At 73.0% G+C, this 21325-nt stretch carries 17 protein-coding genes; 7 read left to right on the forward strand and 10 right to left on the reverse strand.

The window, feature by feature from the left end:
- Positions 1–7: 7 nt before the first annotated feature.
- From M3677_RS09810 to M3677_RS09820, 3 genes are all read left to right on the forward strand, one after another.
- Positions 8–1342 carry a glycosyltransferase gene (locus M3677_RS09810; RefSeq protein ID WP_251160426.1) on the forward strand — a complete coding sequence of 445 codons (1335 nt, stop codon included), beginning with the start codon at positions 8–10 and terminating at the stop codon, positions 1340–1342.
- Positions 1343–1748: 406 nt separating this feature from the next.
- Positions 1749–7313 (forward strand): glutamate synthase-related protein, encoded by a 5565-nt coding sequence (locus tag M3677_RS09815; protein ID WP_251160427.1) that lies wholly within the window; start codon positions 1749–1751, stop codon positions 7311–7313.
- Positions 7310–9097 carry a sulfite reductase subunit alpha gene (locus M3677_RS09820; RefSeq protein WP_251160428.1) on the forward strand — a complete coding sequence of 596 codons (1788 nt, stop codon included), beginning with the start codon at positions 7310–7312 and terminating at the stop codon, positions 9095–9097. The genes M3677_RS09815 and M3677_RS09820 overlap by 4 nt, the downstream gene beginning before the upstream one ends.
- Before the next feature lie 66 nt (positions 9098–9163).
- On the opposite strand, the gene M3677_RS09825 is transcribed toward M3677_RS09820, so the two are convergent.
- From M3677_RS09825 to mvk, 7 genes are all read right to left on the reverse strand, one after another.
- The gene (locus M3677_RS09825; RefSeq protein ID WP_209685778.1) at positions 9164–9331 is read right to left on the reverse strand and encodes a hypothetical protein; all 168 of its coding nucleotides are present in this window, start codon (positions 9329–9331) and stop codon (positions 9164–9166) included.
- 135 nt (positions 9332–9466) lie between these two features.
- Complete coding sequence (locus tag M3677_RS09830) at positions 9467–9850, reverse strand: ATP-dependent DNA ligase (protein WP_066656011.1); 384 nt, start codon at positions 9848–9850, stop codon at positions 9467–9469.
- 104 nt (positions 9851–9954) lie between these two features.
- Positions 9955–11145, reverse strand: coding sequence for a hydroxymethylglutaryl-CoA synthase (locus M3677_RS09835; RefSeq protein WP_209685780.1), 1191 nt, complete (start codon positions 11143–11145; stop codon positions 9955–9957).
- Positions 11142–12206: a hydroxymethylglutaryl-CoA reductase gene (locus M3677_RS09840; protein ID WP_066656017.1), complete on the reverse strand. Its 1065-nt coding sequence runs from the start codon at positions 12204–12206 to the stop codon at positions 11142–11144. Before M3677_RS09840 ends, M3677_RS09835 begins: the two co-directional genes overlap by 4 nt.
- Positions 12203–13282, reverse strand: coding sequence for a phosphomevalonate kinase (locus M3677_RS09845; RefSeq protein ID WP_209685782.1), 1080 nt, complete (start codon positions 13280–13282; stop codon positions 12203–12205). The genes M3677_RS09840 and M3677_RS09845 overlap by 4 nt, the downstream gene beginning before the upstream one ends.
- Complete coding sequence (gene mvaD / locus M3677_RS09850; RefSeq protein WP_251160429.1) at positions 13279–14286, reverse strand: diphosphomevalonate decarboxylase; 1008 nt, start codon at positions 14284–14286, stop codon at positions 13279–13281. Before mvaD ends, M3677_RS09845 begins: the two co-directional genes overlap by 4 nt.
- Complete coding sequence (gene mvk, locus M3677_RS09855; RefSeq protein WP_251160430.1) at positions 14286–15275, reverse strand: mevalonate kinase; 990 nt, start codon at positions 15273–15275, stop codon at positions 14286–14288. The genes mvaD and mvk overlap by 1 nt, the downstream gene beginning before the upstream one ends.
- A 101-nt stretch (positions 15276–15376) precedes the next feature.
- Here mvk and M3677_RS09860 point away from each other — a divergent pair, with 101 nt between their 5' ends.
- From M3677_RS09860 to M3677_RS09870, 3 genes are read left to right on the forward strand one after another with little or no spacing between them, the layout of a single operon-like run.
- Positions 15377–15853, forward strand: a complete 477-nt coding sequence (locus M3677_RS09860; RefSeq protein WP_251160431.1) for a MarR family winged helix-turn-helix transcriptional regulator — start codon at positions 15377–15379, stop codon at positions 15851–15853.
- Positions 15854–15878: 25 nt separating this feature from the next.
- The gene (locus M3677_RS09865) at positions 15879–16301 is read left to right on the forward strand and encodes an organic hydroperoxide resistance protein (protein ID WP_066656027.1); all 423 of its coding nucleotides are present in this window, start codon (positions 15879–15881) and stop codon (positions 16299–16301) included.
- Between the two features lie 27 nt (positions 16302–16328).
- The gene (locus tag M3677_RS09870; protein WP_209685960.1) at positions 16329–17303 is read left to right on the forward strand and encodes a zinc-binding dehydrogenase; all 975 of its coding nucleotides are present in this window, start codon (positions 16329–16331) and stop codon (positions 17301–17303) included.
- A gap of 81 nt (positions 17304–17384) precedes the next feature.
- Here M3677_RS09870 and M3677_RS09875 read toward each other — a convergent pair whose 3' ends face one another.
- The 3 genes from M3677_RS09875 to M3677_RS09885 all read right to left on the reverse strand — a co-directional run bounded on the left by M3677_RS09875 (position 17385) and on the right by M3677_RS09885 (position 20302).
- The gene (locus tag M3677_RS09875) at positions 17385–18089 is read right to left on the reverse strand and encodes a DUF4396 domain-containing protein (protein ID WP_209685788.1); all 705 of its coding nucleotides are present in this window, start codon (positions 18087–18089) and stop codon (positions 17385–17387) included.
- A 112-nt stretch (positions 18090–18201) separates the two neighbouring features.
- Complete coding sequence (locus tag M3677_RS09880) at positions 18202–19659, reverse strand: sugar porter family MFS transporter (protein WP_251160432.1); 1458 nt, start codon at positions 19657–19659, stop codon at positions 18202–18204.
- Between the two features lie 133 nt (positions 19660–19792).
- A complete protein-coding gene (locus M3677_RS09885; RefSeq protein WP_066656042.1) occupies positions 19793–20302 on the reverse strand; it encodes a hypothetical protein in 510 nt (169 codons plus the stop codon).
- A gap of 110 nt (positions 20303–20412) precedes the next feature.
- Between M3677_RS09885 and M3677_RS09890 the strand changes: the two genes are divergently transcribed.
- The gene (locus tag M3677_RS09890; protein ID WP_251160433.1) at positions 20413–21318 is read left to right on the forward strand and encodes a LysM domain-containing protein; all 906 of its coding nucleotides are present in this window, start codon (positions 20413–20415) and stop codon (positions 21316–21318) included.
- Positions 21319–21325: the final 7 nt, after the last annotated feature.

The raw sequence follows: 21325 nt of genomic DNA on the forward strand, positions 1-21325 counted from the left end.
GGGCGGCATGACGGAAGCAGCCACCCCCCACGACAGCAGCACCCCGCTCGACAGCAGCACCGCGCTCGACATCGACATCGTCGTGCCCTGCCACGACGAGCAGGGCACGCTCGCCGCCCACGTCCGACGTCTGCACCACTTCTGCCGGACGTCGTTGCCGCACACCTGGCGCATCACGATCGCCGACAACGCCTCGACCGACGACACCGGGCGCATCGCCGACGACCTCGCCGCGATGCTGCCCGAGGTGCACGCCGTCCACCTGCCGCTCAAGGGTCGCGGCCGCGCCCTCAAGGCGGTCTGGGCAGCATCCCCGGCCGCCGTGCTCGTCTACGTGGACGAGGACCTGTCGACCGACCTCGCGGCGCTCGAACCGCTCGTCGCACCGCTGCTCTCCGGCCACTCCGACGTGGCGATCGGCACGCGGCTCGCGGGGTCCTCCCGGGTCGTGCGCGGCGGCAAGCGCGAGTTCATCTCCCGCTCGTACAACCTGCTCCTCCGCAGCACGATGGGCGTGTCGTTCTCCGACGCCCAGTGCGGGTTCAAGGCGATCACCCGCCAGGCCGCCGACCACCTGCTGCCCCTCTGCGAGGACGACGCGTGGTTCTTCGACACCGAGCTCCTGGTGCTCGCCGAGCACGCGGGGCTGCGCGTCCACGAGGTCCCGGTCGACTGGGTCGACGACGTGGACTCCTCGGTGCACATCGCGTCGACCGCAGCCGAGGACCTCAAGGGCATGTGGCGGGTCTCCCGGGGGCTCGCGACCGGGCGCATCCCGATCGACCCGGTGTACGACGCCATCGGCCGGCAGCCCTTCACGACACCGCACGTGGGGATCGTCGGTCAGCTCCTGCGCTTCGGGACCATCGGCGTGCTGTCCACGGTCGCCTTCGCGCTGCTCTACGCACTGTTCCGGCCCGCGATCGGTGCGCAGACGGCGGACTTCCTCGCGCTGCTCCTCACCGCGATCGGCAACACCGCTCTGAACCGCCGCTTCACCTTCGGAGTCCGAGGGCGGGCGGGGGCCGGCGTCCACCACGTGCAGGGACTCGTCGTGTTCGGCATCGCCTGGGCGATCACCGCCGGGTCGCTCGTCCTGCTGCACACGACCGTGCCCGGGGCGTCGCACGGCGCCGAGGTCCTGGTGCTCACCGGCGCGAACCTCGTCGCGACCCTGGTGCGCTTCGTCCTCTTCAAGGCGTGGGTGTTCCGTACGAGGCGGCGTCCCGTGCTCGTGCGCCCCGGCGGCCCCACGGCAGCCGTCGCCGACGCTGCCGGCCCGATCGCGACGACGGCGACCGCCGCGTCGGCGGCCCGGCGGGTCGACGAGCCGGCGGCCTGAGCCGCCGCAGCAAGCGGCGCACCGTGGACGGCGCGGCACGCGGCACGGCGCTCGCGGCACAACCGGAAGCACGTCGCGCCACGGGTTCCCGTGGCGCGACGTGCTTACGGTTGTGCCCAAGCAGACAGAACCGCGGGAGCAGAACGGCACCGGCACCGAGAACGGCACCGGCACCGGCACCGGCACCGGAACCGGCCGCGCACCGGACGGGAGGCGCGTGGCCGGACCGCCGCGCGCCTCCCGTCCGGCCGGTCTGTTGCACCCGCGGTATACCAAGCCGTAGCATCGGCTCACCGCACCACCCCCACACAGGGCCACGACCGCCACCACCGGTCCGCCCGCGGCGAGCGCTCCACCGATGCAGCCCTGGCCGTCCGCTGCCGTCTGAGCCCCACTGGACCCGCACGTGAACCCCTCCCCCTTCGGTCTGTACGACCCTGCCCGCGAGTCGAGCGACTGCGGCGTCGGCTTCATCACCCGCCTCGACGGGGTGCCGACCCACGACGTCATCGTCCGCGGTGACGAAGCGCTCTGCTCGATCCCGCACCGGGGCGGCAAGTCCGCCGAGGGCGTCGGTGACGGCGCCGGCGTGAGCATCGACCTGTCGGTGGAGTTCTTCAGCGCGATCACCGGCGAGGAGCTCGTCGCCGGGCACTTCGGCGTCGCGAACTGCTTCGTGCCGGCCGACCCCGACGAGCGTGCCGCCGCCGTGCAGACCGTGACCGACGCGATCGAGCACGAGGGGTTCACGCTGCTGCTCGTCCGCGACGTCCCCGTCGACCACTCGGTCGCCCGTCCCGAGGCCGAGCAGTACCAGCTGCCGATCGTGCAGTGGGTGTTCCGCGCGCCCGAGGGGTGGTCCCGCACCGACGTCGACGCCGCGGCGAACCGCGCCCTGCTCGCCGTCGAGCGCGTGTCCTACACGCAGGCGGCCGAGGCCCGTGCCCCGCACGCCGCGCTCTACCCGCTGTCACTCAGTGCCCGCACGCAGATCCTCAAGGGCCGACTGAACTCGGGCGAGGTGATCTCGTACTTCCGCGACCTCACGGACCCGCGGCACTCGGTGCGCACGCTCTACTTCCACACGCGGTTCTCGACGAACACCGAGCCGCACCCGACCATGGCGCAGCCGTTCCGGTTGATGGCGCACAACGGTGAGCTCAACACCGACCGGAAGAACCGGCTGTCGGACGAGGCACTCGCCGCCGCCCGCACCCGCAGCATCGTCCGTCCTCCCGGACAGTCGGACTCGAGCCGGCTCGACCAGACCCTGCAGAGCCGCGTGTTCGACGACGGGCTCGAGATCGTCGAGGCCGTCGTCACGCTCATGCCGCCGGCGTGGGAGAACGACCGCACCCTGACGGCCGACGTCCGGGACATGCTCGAGTACTTCTCGCTGTACGAGGAGAAGAACGACGGCCCGGCTGCCGTGATCTTCAGCGACGGCGACGTCGTCGGCGCGCGGCTCGACCGACTGGGGCTCCGTCCCCTGCGGACCGTGCAGACGGACGAGTACCTCATGGTGGCGTCCGAGTCCGGCCAGGTGACGTTCCCGGCCGACGAGGTCGTGCACCGCGGTCGCATCGAGGCCGGCGGCATGCTCGTCGTCGACCACCGCACCGGGTCGGTGATGCGCACGGACGAGGTCCTGCGGATGCTCGCCGCCCGTCGCGACTACGGGACGCTGCTCGACGCCGCCCGCGTGCACCTCGACGACCTGCCGGCGCCGGCCTACGACCGCGGCACCAGCACGCTGGGCTACGACGGCGACCTGTCGCTCGCGGGCCGCTACGTGGCGTACTCGCTGAACCAGGAGAGCTTCCGGTTCATGCTCGACCCGATGCTCGCCACCGGCTCGGAGCGCATCTCGGCGATGGGCTACGGCAACGCCATCAACGCGCTGAGCGACACCGAGGGCGGCATGGCGAAGTACTTCTCGCAGCGCTTCGCCCAGGTGACGAACCCGCCGCTCGACTCGATCCGCGAGGCCGACGGCATGTCGATGCGGGTCGCCCTCGGCAGCAAGCCGGACGGTACGGGCAGCGCGTCCGGCACGTCGAGCCGGCAGATCGTCGTGGACTCCCCCGTCCTCGGGCACCTCGACATGGTCCGCCTGCGCGACCAGACGATCGTGCCGCTCGAACGGTTCGACATGCTCTACGTGCCGGTCGTCGACGACGAGCAGGCGAACGCGGACGCCGTCCGTACCGCGACCGAACGGCTGGCCGGTGCCGTCGTGGCCTTCGCCGAGCGCCAGGGCGGGATCGCGGTCCTGACCGACCGCTCGGTGTCGTCGACGCACGCACCCCTCCCCGTGATCCTCGCCGTCGCCGCCGTCAACCAGCGACTCATCGAGACCGGTCTGCGCCTGCGGGTGTCCGTGGTCGCCGAGTCCGGCCAGCTGCCGTCCTCGCACCACGTGGCCACCGCCCTGGGCTTCGGGGCCTCGGCCGTGTACAGCCTGTCCGCGCGGCTCCGCGCGGAGGAGAAGTACCCCGCCGCCCCCGCACCCGCCGGCCAGCTCACCGAGACGGATGCCGCCCTCGAGCGCTTCCGCAAGGCGGCCGAGAAGGCGCTGGCGAAGACGATGGGCCGCGTCGGCCTGTGCACCGCCGAGAGCTACATCGGCGGCGAGTTCTTCGAGCCGAACTACCTCGACACCGGCGACGACCTGTTCGCCCGGGTCTTCCCGCACATGGCCGCTCCGGTCGGCGGTGTCGGCTTCGCCCGCATCGCCCAGGCGTCCACCGAGTGGCACGAGCGCGCGCGCTCGGTCGCCACCGAGGGCCAGGTCCCCCTGCTCGGCCTGTTCAAGGAGCGGTCGGACGGCGCCGGACACTCGTTCGGCGTCGCGAGCGTCCGCGGCTTCGGCGGCATGACCGAGGAGCGCCCGGCCTTCGAGCGCTCCGGTGACTCCGACGCGCTGCGGCTGCTCACGCTCCGGCAGCTCGACGACTCGTTCGGCATCTCGGACACGGCGTACCGGAACACCGGCTACGACCGGCTGAGCGACGCCGAGATCGACGCGCACCGCGTCACGCCGGGCTACGTCACGTTCCTGCAGACCACGCACGACGAGCGTTCCCGCCGCCCGGCGGCCCTGCGCGACGTGCTCGCCCTGCCCGCGGACGTCACCGGCATCGACGAGGCGTCGGACTTCGCGCGCGAGCTCGGCCGCTTCTCGACCACCGGGAACGCGAGCATCACGGTGCGCGGGCTGTCCGGCTCGCGGTCTTCCTCGGAGGACTCCCTGCCGGGAGGCACGACCCGCTTCACCCTGCGGCTCACCTCGACGGGGCCCACGGGCGCACTGCGCCACCGGGCCCTCGCGGACGGGCTCGCCCTGCTGCACCCCGGCACGGTCGACGTCGACGTCGTCGCCGACGACGAGGTGACGCTGCGCGCCACCGGTGCGGCCGCCGACCTGCTCGGCCTGCTGCAGCAGGCACCGGCGAGCGTCGACGTGGCCGAGGTCCAGCCCGCGCACGAGATCACCCGGACCCTGGCGTCCGGTGCGATGAGCCACGGCGCCCTCGTCGCGACCGCACACGAGGCCGTCGCCCACGGCACGAACATGGTCGGCGGCATGTCGAACTCGGGCGAGGGCGGCGAGCACCACTCCCGCTACGGCACGATCCGCGGCTCGCGCATCAAGCAGTTCGCCTCGGGTCGGTTCGGCATCTGGGCGGGCTACCTGGCCGACCCGATGCTCGAGGAGCTCGAGATCAAGATCGGCCAGGGCGCGAAGCCCGGCGAGGGCGGGCAGCTCCCCGCACCCAAGGTCACGGTGGACATCGCCGCGGCCCGGGGTGGAACGCCCGGCGTCGAGCTCATCTCGCCGCCGCCGCACCACGACACGTACTCGATCGAGGACCTCGCGCAGCTCATCCACGACTGCAAGGCCGCCCGGGTCCGCGTGGTCGTGAAGCTCGTGTCCTCCGAGGGCATCGGCACGATCGCGGTCGGCGTCGCGAAGGCCGGCGCGGACGTCATCAACGTCGCGGGCAACACCGGCGGCACCGGCGCCGCGGCCGTCACGAGCCTGAAGTACGCCGGACGCTCCGCGGAGATCGGTGTGGCCGAGGTGCACCAGGCCCTCGTCGCGAACGGCCTGCGCCAGAAGGTCACGCTCCGCTGCTCCGGTGCGCACCAGACCGGCTCGGACGTCGTCACGAGTGCGCTGCTCGGCGGGGACTCGTTCGAGTTCGGCACGACCGCGCTCATGATGCTCGGCTGCGTGATGGCGAAGAACTGCAACGTGAAGTGCCCGGCGGGCCTGACCACGAACGCCGAGGCCTTCGAGGGCGACCCCCGAGCGCTCGCGCAGTACCTGCTCAACATCGCGCACGACGTCCGGCAGATCCTCGCGCGACTCGGCCTGCAGTCCCTCCGCGAGGCCCGGGGTCGCACCGACCTGCTGCAGCTCCTCGACCACCCGGCGTCCGTCGGCCGGCTGGACGTGCGGAACCTGCTCGCGCAGGTGCCCGAGAAGGTCGTCACCGACCCCGAGTACCTCGAGAAGGACTACCGCACCGACGACGCCCTGATCGACCAGGTGCGGGCCGCGCTCGTCGACGGGCACGAGCACGCCCTGACCGTGGACGGCATCGGCCTGGGCAACGCCGACAAGTCGGTCGGCGGGCAGCTCGGGATCGACGTCGAGCGCCTCCTCAACCACGAGCTGCGGGACGTCGACCTGTCGGGCCACCCGGCGGTCACCACCGACGACCGCGGTCGCCGTCGCCTGGTCGACGGCGCGGTGACGGTCCGCACCCACGGCGCTGCCGGGCAGTCGTACGGCGTCTTCACGAACGACGGCACGACGCTCGAGCACACCGGCACGGCGAACGACGGTGTCGGCAAGAGCCAGTCCGGCGGACGCATCGTCGTCCGTGCCCCGGGCGGCGGGAGCGCCGAGCGCGGCGGCAACGTCCTCGTCGGCAACTTCGCGCTGTTCGGCGCCACCGGCGGACGCACGTTCGTCGAGGGCGAGGCCGGCGACCGGTTCGCCGTCCGGAACTCGGGCGCGACGGCGGTGGTGGAGGGCCTCGGCGACTTCGGCTGCGAGTACATGACCGGCGGCGCCGTGCTCAACCTCGGCGGCTACGGCAAGGGCCTCGGCAACGGCATGTCCGGCGGGTTCCTGTACCAGTACGACCCGTCGGGAGCGGTGACCGAGCGCGCGAGCACCGACTCGCTCCTCGTCTTCCCCGTCACGGAGACCGAGCGCGGTGCGTTCCACGAGGCCGCGGCGAAGCTGCTGCTCGAGTGGCACCTCGAGGCCACCGGGTCCGCCCTCGCCGAGCGGCTGCTCGCGGACTGGGCGACCACCCGCGAGCACGTGTTCGTCGGGATGCCGCGCGCGCTCCTGCTCAGCCAGGACGCCGACGAGATCCTCGCCGCCGCGACGCGGAACGAGCTCCTCGACGAGCTCGCGACCTCGGTGGCGACGGCCAAGCTCCGGGCGTTCAAGGTGGACTACCGCGACCAGCGGACGGTGCTCGACGGCCGCGCTCCGGCGCTCGGTGACCAGGGCGAGGACACGTTCTCGCTGCTGTCGTCGTACACGGTGCTCGGGGTGGCGCAGGACGTCGCGCAGGAACGTGTGCCGGGTGCCGCGCCGAGCGACCCCCGGGTGACCGAGGCGGTGCGCAACCTCGTCCTGACCGAGGACTTCCAGGTGAAGCAGCGCGTCGTCAAGTACCTCCGCGGCACGTTCGACCGGTTCGCCGACGACGAGCTCGCGACCCTCATCGCCGTCAAGCGGCTCGACGACGCCAAGCGTGCCCTCGCACAGCGGAACAACCGCAGCGCGGACATGCCCGGTACCACGGGGTGGATCATGCACCAGAACGCCAAGAACGCCGGCCGTGTCCGCGCCGCCCGCTTCGACGAGCTGCTCGCGACCGCGGCGCTCGAGGACATCGCCGCCCGCGCCCCGCAGGCCCCCGTCGAGGCGGTGTCGGCATGAGCACGCTTCCCCCCACCGGGCAGCTGATCCCGGTCGACGCCCCGTTCTCGGCAGCGCAGGAGTCGTGGCTCGCCGGGTTCATCGCCGGCATCGCGGCCGCGGGCAAGCGTGCCACCGGCGGTGCCCCGACCACGACGGTGGACGTGCTCTTCGGGACGCAGACCGGCAACGCCGAGTTCCTCGCCGACGAGCTCGTCACCGGCGCGAAGGCGCGCGGGCTCGGCGGACGGGCGACACCGCTCGACGCCGTGACGCCGGAGCAGCTCGCCGGCATGTCGCACGTGCTCGTCGTCACCTCGACGTACGGCGAGGGCGAGATGCCCGACAACGCCGGCCTGTTCTGGGACGCGGTCCAGGCCTCGACGGTCCCCCGGCTCGAGGGGCTGCAGTACGCGGTGCTCGGGCTCGGCGACACGAGCTACGACGAGTTCTGCCAGGCCGGGAAGCTCCTCGACCTGCGGTTCGAGCAGCTCGGCGCGACCCGCATCCACGACCGCGTCGACTGCGACGTCGACTTCGAGGATCCCGCGGCGCTCTGGAGCGCGGCGGTCCTCGACCGGCTGGCGGCCGAGGCCGGAGCGCAGCCCTGGGCGGACGGCCCCGCCGCAGCCGCGACCACGTCGTCCGCCGCAGCGGGCGCGTCGGAGGCGGGCCGCGCCTCCCGGCCGGGATCGCAGTGGAACAAGCGCAACCCGTACCGAGCCCCGCTCGTCGTGAACCGGCTGCTCTCCTCGCCGCGCAGCGCGAAGGAGATCCGGCACGTCGAGTTCGACCTCGGCACCTCGGGCATCGAGTACCGCGCCGGCGACGCCCTCGCGGTGGTACCGCACAACGACCCCGCGCTCGTCGACCAGCTGCTCGAACACCTCGGGGCCGACGGGGCCGCCGTGTTCGACGGACGGCCGCTCGCCGAGGTCCTGCGCACCGAGCGCGAGATCCGGACGCCGTCGAAGGACCTCGTGGCCGACCTCGTGCAGCGCGCACCGGCGTCGGAGCTCGCGGCGGTCGTGTCGCACGGGGACAAGCACGAGCTCGACCGGTGGCTCTGGGGCCGCGACGTCCTCGACCTGCTCCGGGACGCCGGTACCGCGGCGCCGTCGATGGAGGAGCTGCTCCCGAACCTCCGCGGGCTGCAGGCGCGGCAGTACTCGATCTCGTCGAGCCCGCTGGCGCACCCGGACCGCATCCACCTGACGATCGCGTCCGTCCGCTACGGCGACGCGCACCGGTCCCACGCCGGCGTCGCGTCGACGTACCTGGCCGACCGGGTGCAGGCCGACGGTGAGGTCGACGTGTACCTCCAGCCGAACGCCGCGTTCGGGGTCCCCGCCAACGGCGACGCCCCGATGGTGATGATCGGCCCCGGCACCGGCATCGCCCCGTTCCGCGGGTTCCTGCACGAGCGGGCAGCGGCCGGTGCGACCGGGCGGAACTGGCTGTTCTTCGGCGACCAGCACCGCGAGACCGACTTCGTGTACGAGGACGAGCTCACCGCGATGCAGGCGTCGGGCGTGCTCACCCGGCTCGACCTGGCGTTCTCGCGCGACCAGGCCGAGAAGGTCTACGTGCAGACGCGGATGCGCGAGCAGGCGGCGGAGCTCTTCCGGTGGCTCGAGGACGGGGCGCACGTGTACGTGTGCGGCGATGCCTCGCGCATGGCGAAGGACGTCGAGCAGGCGCTCCTGGAGGTCATCGCGACCGGTCGGGGCCGCGGGGACGACGACGCGCAGGCGTACCTGGCGGACCTGCGGCGCGCGAAGCGCTACGTCCGCGACGTCTACTGAGCGGCGCCGCCGCCGAGGCGTGCCCCGGCCGCCGAGGGACCGACGGCCGGGGCACCCGAGGGACGGTCACCCGGTGACGGCGACCGACTCCGCATCCCGCACGACGAAGAAGTCCGAGTACAGCGCGCACCCGTCCGGCTCGACCAGGAGACCCCTGATCCAGATCTCGTGTCGACACTCCACCTCGACGACCGTCCCGGCGCGGTCGTCGACCGTGTCCTCCGTCGCGGACATGCGGTTCCCTCCGTCCGCGGTCGCAGCCGGCCGGCTCCCTGACGCCGGCCGTGGGGACTGTGCGTCCAGCGGCACCCGTACCCTACGGAGGCGCCCGCGACGACCGGAACCCGTTGACCCGGCTCGGCCGCTGTGCTACTCCGTGTCGCCGGCGGACGCGGACTCCGCCGCCCCCGGGACGACCGCCCGGGACCACGCGGAGTCCGCCGCGGTGCTCGTGTCCGGTGGCTCGGGCACGAGCACGAGCCCGGCACCGGAGGTCGCCGCCGCGTAGAGCTCCTCGAGCCAGCTGCGGTTGATCGCGGGCACCCGGCTGCCCGCGAAGGTGAACCGCAGGCTGACGTTCGGGTGCAGCCAGACGGAGCTGCGCCCGTCGCCGTGGAGCACGTCGTCCTTCCACGAGAACACGAAGCGGTGGTCGCGCCGCAGCATGTTCACGATGACGATCTGCAGGTGCGTGAGCGCGCGGTCGTCGACCCGCAGGTCGAGCACCTCACCGTCGTAGACGATCTGACCCATGAGGATCCTTCTACACCGTGCGGGCGAGCGAGGGACGGGTGCGGGGACGGACGGGAGGCGCGGTGCCGGCCGGCCCCGCGCCTCCCGTCCGTCGTGGGGTCGCGTCAGTCCTGCGCGGTCGCCTCGTAGTGCCGCGCACCGCCGCGCACACCCGCGAAGCGGTAGGGCGCAGCCGTGACGCGGGGCCGCTCGACGTCCTCGCTCGTGGCGGCACCGGCAGCGTGCAGCTCCCGGTACGCGTCGACCGTCAGCGGGGTGCGCGCCGCGAGCAGTGCGCGGACCCGGCCCTCGCGGCGGTGGGAGCGGTAGTCGGGCCGGACGATCCCGGTGATGAGCTCACCGACGCTGCCCGAGCCGTAGCTGAACAGGGCGATCCGCTCGCCGCCCAGGTCGTCGTCGAGGTCGAGCAGCGCCGCGAGGCCGATCCAGAGCGACGCCGTGTAGGTGTTGCCGGTCTGCTTGTTGTAGGTGAAGCCGATCGCGAGCTCGGACTCGTCGAAGGGCACCCCGACGTGCTGCGTGAGCTTCCGGTGCGCCTTGAGCGCCATCTTCGTGAACGGCTGGTGGTGGACGAAGCGCACGATGTCCTCGTACGCCGGGCCGCCCTGCGACGCCAGGTCGTCCCACGCCCCGACGAACGCGTCGACGTACGCGCTGACCGACAGCCGGCCGTCGACGAGCGCCGTCGAGCGGTCGTTCGGTCGCCAGAAGTCGTCGACGTCGGCGGTGAAGACGCCCGCGGCGGGCTCGATCTCGATGAGGTCGGGGTCCGCGGACACCAGGATCGCGGCGGCCCCGGCGCCCTGGGTGGGCTCGGCGGCGGTGTCGACGTCGTACCGGGCGACGTCGGCGGCGATGACGAGGACCCGCTCGTGGGGTGCGCGCGCGATGATGCCCAGGGCGAGCTGCACGGCCGCGGTGCCGCCGTAGCAGGCCTGCTTCAGCTCGACCACGCGGACGTTCTGCGGGAGGCCGAGGAGCCCGTGCACGTAGACACCGGCGGCCTTGGACTGGTCGACGCCCGACTCGGTCGCGAACAGCACCGTGCGGATGCCCTCGACGCCGTGGCGGTCGATGACCTCCTTCGCGGCGGCGGCACCCATGGTGACGATGTCCTCGTCGGGCGCGGGCACGCTGAACGCGTCCTGCCCGATGCCGACGTGGTACTTCGCCGGGTCGACGCCGAGCCGTTCGGCCAGGTCGTCGAGCTCGAGCACGTGGTGGCCGGTCGCGATCGCGATGTCGTGGATGCCGACGGACAGCGGCTGCCGTGCGTCGCGCTGCTGGGCGCTCATGCTGCACCTCCTGCGGGCTTCGACCCGCGACGTTCCATGGCGACGTGCGCCGCCATCAGCTCGCCCGGGTTGGTCTGGGCGGCGAGCAGGGACAGCTCACCGCAGAGCACCGTCGCCGCGCACAGGGCGGCCAGGCGGCGGGCGTTGGCACCGGGCTCCCGGTCCTCGCGGCAGCCGAGGCGCACCAGGGCGTCCTCGACGACGGGCAGGTCCCCGCCCTTGCCGTTGCCGACCGTGCCGACGATGAGGTGCGGCAGCGCCGTGGAGAAGTAGAGGTCGTCACCGCGGGCCTCGGCGTAGGTGATGCCCTGCGAGCCCTCGACGATGTTGGCGGCGTCCTGCCCGGTGGCCAGGTAGAAGCCGAGGAGCATGTTCGCGTAGTGCGCGTTCGCGGAGCGCAGGGCCCCGGCGATGGTCGAGCCGACCAGGTTCTTCGCCACGTTGAGCTCCGCGATCCGCGCAGCGCTCGACCGCAGCCGCTTCTCGACGATCTCCCCCGGGATCACGATCTCGGCGATCGTGTTCCGGCCGCGACCGCGGATGCCGTTCACCGCGGTGGCCTTCTTGTCCGTGCAGAAGTTGCCCGAGACGCTGACGTAGCGCAGGCCCGGCTCCCACGCGAGGATCGCGGGCAGGAGCTTGTCCGCCGCCTGCGTCACCATGTTGTGGCCGGAGGCGTCGCCCGTGGTGAACGCGAAGCGCAGGAACAGCAGGTCGCCGACGATCTCGGGGTGCACCTCGATGAGCTTCGCGAAGCGGCTCTGCCCGGCGACGATCTGCTCGAGTTCGTCCTGGCGCGCGAGGATGCGGCCTGCCGCGATGTGCGCAGCGGCGGCGCTGTCGGCCTTCACGACGACCGAGCGGGTCATGCGCTCGTCGACGACGGTCGCGACGATGCCGCCCTCGACCATGCGCGAGATGCGGGCACCGCGACCGACGGACGGCCACAGCGGCGACTCGTACGTGGCGAGGGGCACCTCGTGCTCGCCCTCGACGGCGTTGCCGCTCACGCGGATCGGCCCCACCCACTTCGTGGGGATCGGGGTCAGCAGGTCGGTCATTCGACGCTCCCTTCGGGCGCTTGCACCGCGACGCTGAGGTGTCTGATGTCGTGCGCCTCCCAGGCGCGGTGGATGCCGGCGAGGTCGGTGTCCGCCGGGACGAGCGCGATGCCGCAGTCGCCGCCGCCGGCACCGGACGGCTTCGCCGCCCCGCCGGCCGACTCGACGACGTCGCACAGGGTCGCGAGCCGCTCGGTCTCGATCTGCGAGCCGACGGACGCGCCGAGGCGCTGCATGAGCACGCGGGCGCGCCGAAGGGCATCGAGCGTCATCGCCGCGTCGCCGGTCCGGAGGCCCGTGGTCAGGTCGTCGACGCAGGCGCGACTGTCGTCGAGGAACGCCTGGTACCCGCCGTTGCGGTGCTTCCGGACCACGCTGACGAGCTTCGTCGTCGACGCCGGCGAGCCCGTCCAGCCGACCAGGAGTTCGAGGTCCGCCGGCGCGGGCAGGCGCTGCACGTCGAAGCCGGTCCAGGCGTCGGTGTCGTCGAGGATGGCGGTCACGGAACGGCGGTCGAGCATGGCCACCAGGCGCTCGCGGTCCGGTGCGCTGTAGCGGAGCCAGCCGCCGAAGGTGCTCGCGGCGAGGTCACCGCCGGACGCGCGCGGGTTGACCCGGACGGTCGCGAGCAGCGCGACCCGGAAGCGGTCCCGCTGCGAGAGCCCGATGCCGTAGAACCGGTCGAGTGCGCCGACCGTGGCGACGGTGACCGCGGCCGAGGATCCGAGTCCGAACTTCCGACCGCTGGCGTCGTCGAGCTGGCTCTCGATGCGGAGGTCGTGGAACCGCGGTGCGATCCCACGCTCGGCCCGGAGCTTCTCGACCAGGTCGATCGTCGCCATGACGTAGTCGTAGGGGTGGTGCTCGCGGTCCAGCGCCAGGCCGTCCTCGTCGCGGGTCCACGTCAGCGGGAGGTGCCCGTACTCCTCGGAGTGCACGCTCCCGGAGCCGTGCCCCTCGCGCACCCGGGCGGTGATGGCCCGGTCGAGGGCGATGAGCACGGACGGCTGCCCGGGCTCGACGACGGCGTACTCGCCCGCGACGAACAGCTTGCCGTGGGCGCGGAACTCGATCACTCGGCGGTCTCCTCCGGTCGGACGGCACCCACTCCGGGTGCCTCCGTCCCTTCGGAGCGGACGACCCGTGCGCCTGGTCCGGTGCCCGACTCGATGACGTCTCCGAGACCGGCGAGCGCCGTGGCGACGGCACCGCGGTCCTCGGGCTTCGTGAGCACCACGACGTTCGGGCCGGCGTCGGCGGTGGCGTACGCCTCGGTCCCGGCGGCACGGAGCTCGGCGACGGCGTCGAACACGGCGACGCTGCGGGCGTTCAGGTACCGGATGGGCGGGAAGGCGCCCTCGATCGTCGCGTGCATGCGGAGCGCGTTGCTCTCGGTGAGCTCCCCGATCCGGGTGAAGTCACCGGCGGCGCAGGCGTCGAGCATCTCCCCCACGGTCTCGGTCGTCGACGTCACCCACGCCGGGTAGAACGGCGAGGTCGCGATCGTCCGGCGCATCGCCTCGCGCGAGCCGATCGCCTTCTCGCCGGCGGAGATCGTCACCACGACCATGGCCATCGGCGGGGCGGGGACGCGCTCGGCGTAGGAGCCCTGGTCGTCGCCGGCGTGCCAGACCGCGACGCCGCCGGGGATCGAGCGCGTGGCGGACCCCGAACCGCGTCGGGCGAGCCGGGAGAGGTCGCGCTCGGACAGGTCGAGCCCGTAGGCCGCCGACGCGGCGGTCGCGAGGGCCGCGAAGCCGGACGCGCTGGAGGCCAGCCCGGCGCCGGTCGGCACGGTGTTCTCGGAGACGACGGCCGCGCGGTCCGACGACCCGGCGAGCTCGCGCACGAGGTCGAGGAACTGCTGCACGCGGAGCAGCGCACCCTCGGGGGCCGCGCCGCCGTTGAGCACGAGCGAGTCGGCGTCCGCCGCGGCGTCGAGCGTCACGGTCGTCGTGGTCGGGAAGACGTCGAGGCCCATCGACACGCTGCCGGTGGCGGGCAGGGCGAGCTGCGCGTCGGCCTTGCCCCAGTACTTCACGAGCGCGATGTTGGGGTGCGCGACGGCGGTGGCGGTCATCAAGCGCGGGCTCCGATCGTGGTGGTCCAGGTCTCCGTCGCGCCCGCGGCACGGAGTGCGGCGGACACGCGGTCGGCGTGCTCCCCGTCCGCGACGAGCGCGAGGACGCATCCGCCGCGCCCACCGCCGGTGAGCTTCGCGCCGAGGGCGTCCGCACGGCGTGCGGCGTCGACGAGCCGGTCGAGGTCCGCGCTCGACACGTCGAGTTCGGTGAGCAGTTCGTGCGCGGCGTCCATCGTGGCACCGAGGGCCTGGGCATCGCCATCCTCGAGTGTCCCCCGTGCGCGTCGCGCGAGGGCGCCGATGGCGTCGACGACGCCGTCGACCGTGGCGGGGTCGGCGTCGTGCCGTTCCCGGACGGCCGCGACTGCCTCGCGCGTGTGCCCCGGGACACCGGTGTCCGCGACGACGAAGGTGAACACCGCGCCGAGCGGGACGGGCTCGACCACGCCGCCCTCGAACCACACGGGCACCTCGGCGACGACCCCTCGGGCATCGAGTCCGGAGGGGCGGCCGTGGGCGACGCGCTCGCACTCCTGCACGAGTTCGTGGTGCTCCTCGGGGTCGAGGGTCCGACCGAAGACGTCGGCCACGGCGGCGGTCACGGCGGCGGCGACGGCGGCGCTCGAACCCATGCCCCGGGCGGTCGGCACGGCACTGTCGACCCGGACGTGCACGTGCTGCTCCTCGGCGCCGAGGTGCCGGAGCGTCGCGGTCACGGCGGTCACCGTCGGCAGCACGGCCGCCGGTGCGGCGTCGAGGGGTCCGGTGTGCACGGTCGACTCGAGCCGGCTGCCGTCGCCGGGCGCCACCGGGGTCACCGTCGCGGTCACCCGCACGTCGAGCACGGGGAGCACGAGCGCGGGTACGCCGTACACCACGGCGTGCTCGCCGATCAGGATCGTCTTGCCGTGGGACGACGCTGACCCGGTGCGGAGGCTGGGTCCTGCTCCCGGGGTCGCGGTGCTGTCGGTGTCGTTGCTGGTCATCGTGGCTCAGGTCAGCCTAACCGGCCGTGCGCGCGACCGCCCGTGCCCACCTGTGAACAACCTGGTTGTGCACAACTGAGTTGCGTGCCACACTGGTGGGCATGCCGGTGACCGACGAGATGGTGTGCTTCTCGCTCTACGCGGCGTCCCGGGCGACCACCCAGGCGTACCGCGCACTGCTGGAGCCCTGGGGACTGACGTACCCCCAGTACCTCGTCCTCGTGACCCTGTGGATCGAGGGCGACCAGACCGTCTCCACGCTCGGCGAGCACCTGCAGCTCGACTCGGGCACCCTGTCGCCGCTGCTCCGGCGCATGGAGCAGGCCGACCTGGTCCGCCGCGAGCGCCGCAGCACCGACGAGCGCGTCGTGACCGTCACGCTCGGCGACCGCGGTCGCTCGATCCGCCCCGAGCTCGCCCACGTCCCCGCGCGCATCGCCGCGGGCATGGGCCTGTCCGACGAGCAGGCCGCCCTCGAGCTCATCGCGACGCTCCAGCGCCTGACGGCGACCATGCACGCCGCGGCCGACGACACCGCCACCACGACCACCGACGCCCCCACAGCGTCGGACGACTGACCCCACGAAGGAAGGAAGGACCCCCATGGACGTCCTCTACACCGCCGAGGCGCTCGCCACCGGCGAGGGCCGCAACGGCCACGTCGCCACCAGCGACGGCCGCGTCGAGCACGACCTCGCCATCCCGAAGGAGATGGGTGGCTCCGGCAACGGCGCCAACCCCGAGCAGCTCTTCGCAGCCGGCTACGCCGCGTGCTTCCACTCCGCGCTGCAGGGCGTCGCCCGCGCGCAGAAGGTGAAGATCACCGACTCGACCGTCGGTGGCCGCGTCTCCATCGGCCCGAACGGCCAGGGCGGCTACCAGCTCGCCGTCATGCTCGAGGTCGTCATCCCCGGCCTGGAGCACGACCAGGCCCAGGCCCTCGCAGACGCCGCGCACCAGGTCTGCCCGTACTCGAACGCCACCCGCGGCAACATCGACGTCACCATCGTCGTCTCGGAGGACTGACCCATGACCGACACCACCCCCACCACCATGCGTGCCGTCGTCCACGAGACCTTCGGCGAGCCGGCCGACGTCCTGACCGTCGCCGAGCGCCCCGTCCCGCAGCCCGGCCCCGGCCAGGTGCTCGTCCGCACGGTGCTCTCCCCGATCCACAACCACGACCTGTGGACGATCCGCGGCACCTACGGGTTCAAGCCCGAGCTCCCCGCGGCCAGCGGCACCGAGGCGCTCGGCGTCGTCGAGGCCCTGGGCGAGGGCGTCGACCGCCTGCAGGTCGGCCAGCGCGTCGCGGGCGGCACCTTCGGCGTCTGGGCCGAGTACTACGTCGCCGACGCCGCAGGGCTCGTCCCCGTGCCGGACGCCATGCCCGACGAGTCCGCCGCGCAGCTCGTCTCGATGCCGTTCAGCGCGATCAGCCTGCTGCACTCGCTCGACCTGCACGAGGGCGACTGGATCATCCAGAACGCCGCGAACGGCGCCGTCGGCCGCATGGTCGCGCAGCTCGGCAAGGCCCGCGGCATCAACGTGATCGGTCTGGTCCGTCGCGCCGAGGGCGTCGAGGAACTGCGGGAGCAGGGCATCGACCGCATCGTCGCCACGGACTCCGAGGGCTGGCAGGACCAGGTCCGCGAGCTCACCGGCGGTGCCCCGATCATCGCGGGCGTCGAGTCCGTCGGCGGGAAGGCCGCGGGCGACATCGCCTCGGTCATGGGCGAGAACGGCACGCTCGTCGTCTTCGGCGCCATGGCGTCGCCGACGCTCGAGATCCCGTCCGGCAAGGTCATCTTCGGCCAGCTCACCGTCAAGGGGTTCTGGGGCGCCGTCGTCAGCAGGACCATGCCGGCCGAGCTCAAGGGCCAGCTCTTCGGCGAGCTCATCACCCGCGTGCTCGACGGATCGCTGACGCTCCCCGTCTCCGAGACCTTCGTGTTCGAGGACGCCCGCGACGCGGCGCGTGCCAGCGACACCGCCGGCCGTGTCGGCAAGGTGCTGCTGCGCCCGTAGCGGTCCAACACCCCGGGACGGACGGGAGGCGCGGTGCCAGCTGGCACCGCGCCTCCCGTCCGTCGCGGTGTGCGCCGGAGGTCACATCGCCTCCTTCAGCCCCTTCCGCACCAGGAGCGCGTTCATCGGGTACGAGCAGACGAACCCGGCGACCATCGCGACCTGCATCGCGACCCAGAACTCGGGTGTCAGCACGCCGACGCGGCCACCGAGCACTGCCGGCAGCAGCGCGAACTGCAGCACCGCCATCGCGCCGTACATGCCGACCTGCCACGCGGTGATGCTGAGGGTGTCGGCCTTCAGCGCGGCGACGAGCCCGTCCCGCCAGCCGAGCCCGCGCATCGGCGCGATCGCCGCGTACTGGAACGCGATACCGACGACGAACGCGATGACGAAGTCGATGATCCACCCGGCGAACATGCGGTCCTGGTAGAGCGTACCGAGCCCGACGAGGGTGCCGAGGGCCGGGAAGGCGACGAGCCCGAACTCGCCGACGAGGTCACCGAGCGCACACCCGGCGCCGCAGTGGCTCGTGTCGATCGCGGTGCCCGCCCACCGGCCGTGACCGCCCACCGTCGCACGGCCCCGGCGGAGGTAGAAGACCAGCCACACCACGCTGCCGAAGAGCATCGTCAGCGGCCAGACGAGCGCCATCACCCGCATGTGCGGCGGGTGCCGGACGACGTCGACCGCGACGACGAGCGCGCAGCCGACCGCCACCACGAGGAGCACCGCGCAGACCGCGGTCAGCGTCGTCGGCAGGTCGCCCACCTGCAGTTCGGTCATCGCGTGCGCCTCCCGTGATCGTTGTCGCCCGACAACGGTGCACCGTACACACCCGTGCCGGAGCCCCGGTCGAGCAGGCGTCCCCCGGCGTCGGTCCGCGTGGCAGCGCGAGCTACCGCTGCGCCTGCTCCGCGGCGACGGCGGAGACGGCACCGGAGGGGAGCCCCTGCTCGACCTCCTCCAGGGTGCGGCCCCGGCTCTCGGGCACGAACCTCCGGATGAAGAGCAGGGCCAGGACGCCCACCGCGGCGAACCCGAAGAAGGTGCCGGTGATGCCGGTCGCCGCGACGATCGTGGGGAAGGTCAGCCCGAGGAACGCGTTCGCGGTCCAGAGGCAGAAGACGGCGATCCCCATGCCGAGCGCGCGGATCTGCGTGGGGAAGATCTCCGACAGGATCACCCACGTCGCGATGTTGAGGAACGCCTGCATCGAGCCGACGAACGCGACGACGAGGACCAGGATCACCCAGGGTCGAGCGGGGTTGCCCTCGACCAGGGTCATCGACGCGATGCCGATCAGGAAGTGGCACACCGTCGTCAGCGAGTACCCGATGACGAGCGTCGTGCGGCGGTCGATGCGCTCCATGTTGGCGAGGGCGACCACCCCGCCGACCACCGCGATGACCCCGGGAGCGATGTTCGCGATGAGGGCCGCCGACTCCTGGAAGCCGGACTCGACCAGGACGGTCTGCCCGTAGTACATGATCGAGTTGATGCCGGTGAGCTGCTGCGCGACACCGATGCCGGACCCGACGAGCACGGTCCGGACCAGCCACCCGCTGCCGAGCAGCGTGCGCCACCCGCCGCCGTGCCGGGCCTCCGCCTCGCGCTCGTTCGCGCGCTCGATCTCCTCGAGTTCGGCCGTGGCGCGCTCCTCGGAGCGGACCTGCACGAGCACCGCACGGGCCTCCCCGTACCGGCCCTTCGACGCGAGCCACCGCGGCGACTCCGGCACGCGCAGCATGCCGACGAAGAGCGCCACCGCAGGCAGGGCGCAGACGGCGAGCATGACGCGCCAGACGCCGTCGCCCTCGCCCCAGAGGGTGCCGATGACGGCGTTCACCACGAAGGCGGCGAGCTGGCCGATCACGATCATGAGCTCGTTGCGGCCCGACAGCGATCCACGGATCTCGTACGGTGCGAGCTCGGCGAGGAAGACGGGCACGACGGTCGACGCCCCACCGACCGCGAGCCCGAGCAGGACCCGGCCGACGACCATGACCCCGAACGTCGGGGCGAGGACGCAGGTCAGCGTGCCGACGAAGAAGGCCACGGCGAGCAGGACGATCGTCCTCCGACGTCCCCAGCCGTCCGCGATCCGACCGCCGAGCACCGCACCGACCGCAGCGCCGAAGAGCAGCGAGCTCGTGACGACGCCCACGGTCAGGTCCGTCAGGCCGAGCTCCTGCTGCATCGGGAGCAGCGCCCCGTTGATCACACCGGTGTCGTAGCCGAAGAGGAGGCCGCCGAGGGTCGCGACGAGGGCCAGGACACCGAGACGGCGGCGGTGGGGGCCCTCCCCCACCGGGGGGAGAGCGACCTTCGGTGCTGTCGGCGCGGTGTCGACCATTGCGTGGCTCCTTCGTCGGGGGACCTCGCGACGGTGCGCGCGGCGATCGTGTCCCGTTCCGTGTCCCGTCGACCGGACCGCTCACCCGTGCGGCCGGCCGATCCTCCGACCGGTCGGCGGAGGCCGGTGCTGCTCAGTCGGAGTCGGCCGGACCGTCGCCGAGCACGTCGCCGAGTGAGGCCATGCCGGCCCCGTGGTCGGTGTAGCGGCGGACGGTCCGTCGGGCCGCTGCACTCGCGGCCCCGCCGAGCGCCGGGTTGCGCCGAGCCGCGTCCGCCACCCGACCCGCGTGCCCGGCGGTGGACAGCAGGACGTTCGCCAGTGCGCGTGCGGCGCCGGACTCCGGGACCCCGGTGACCGTCCAGGCGCTCCGGAGCTGCTCGTCCGGTGTGACCCCGCGACGGGTGCCCATCCGGTGCCAGTCGGAGAGGGCGCCCTCGGTGCGCTCAGCGGCCCGCTCGACCTCTCCTGCACGCCGGCGCTGGACCGCGCGGACGGCGTCGGCCGAAGCATCGTCCGTCCCGTGCTCGCGCCCCTCGACGGCGGCGGCACGCTGCCGGGCGGCCGTGTCGTCACCGCCCGCCTCGGCGATGCGAGCGGCGTGGGCGGCGGCTGCGGCGGCGAGGATGTCGTGGCGGTCCATGCCTCGACGGTAGCCGCTCGCGCCGACAGCTACGTCCCTCGACACATCCGCTCGCCGCCGCTCCCTGCCGCGCCGGGTCCGCCGGTAGCATCTCGAACCGAGGGGGAATCATGAACCGAACCGTTGCGACCGGTGCCACCGCTGTGGTCGTCGCCGTCGCGCTGTCCGGTTGCTCGCTGCTCGGCGGGTCCGACGGAGCGCTCCCGGCGCCCTCGGCCCCGCCGACGGCGAGCCGGACGTCCACCCCGTCGCCGACGGCGACCGAGGACCCGGACGCCGCCCGGCTCGAGGCCTCGGCGACCCCGCGCGCGCCCAGCCCGGTCGCGTCCGAGGCTGCCGTCCCCGACCCCGTGCTCACCCCGATCCCGGCCGGGACGGTGCTGACCGAGGGCGACGTCGCCTCACCGAAGGGCAGCATCCACTTCCACTACCGCGTCGTGGCGGACGGCGACGACACCTTCACCGCACAGTTCAGCGGCGTGACCTCGTCGCTGCCCGTCCCGATCGGGGCCGGGTTCTTCGAACGCGAGCGGACGGTGGGCGACGGACTGACCTACGCCGGCGTGGGCGACACCGTGCTCGGCGGTCCGACCTCCGCGCCGGTCGCGAAGGACGTGCCGCTCGACGGCTCGGGTGTCGACCCGTCGGGGCTCGTGACGCTCGTGGTGTCCTCGGCGGCCGACCCCGGCCAGGCCGACCTGCCCATCGAGATCGCGGCCGGCAAGGTGCTCGCGGTCGCGCCGGTGCGCTGGTCGGTGCCCGAGCGGCAGACGAACGTGCACCCGGTCGACGGCGGAGCACGGTCGAACGCCTCCGGTCCGGTCACGGCGACGACGGCGTCCGGTGCGCCGCGCTCCTACACGGTCGCGCCGGACGACCTGATCGGCGACGTCGCGGCACGCTTCGGCATCAGCGTGAAGGCGCTCGTCTGGTTGAACGCCGACGTGCAGGTGTTCGGCGACGACCAGTACCTGTACGAGGGGACGACCCTCAACCTCGACCCGCTCGCGCGCTGACGCCGGC

The sequence above is a fragment of the Curtobacterium sp. P97 genome (assembly GCF_023712445.1).
GTDB lineage: Bacteria > Actinomycetota > Actinomycetes > Actinomycetales > Microbacteriaceae > Curtobacterium.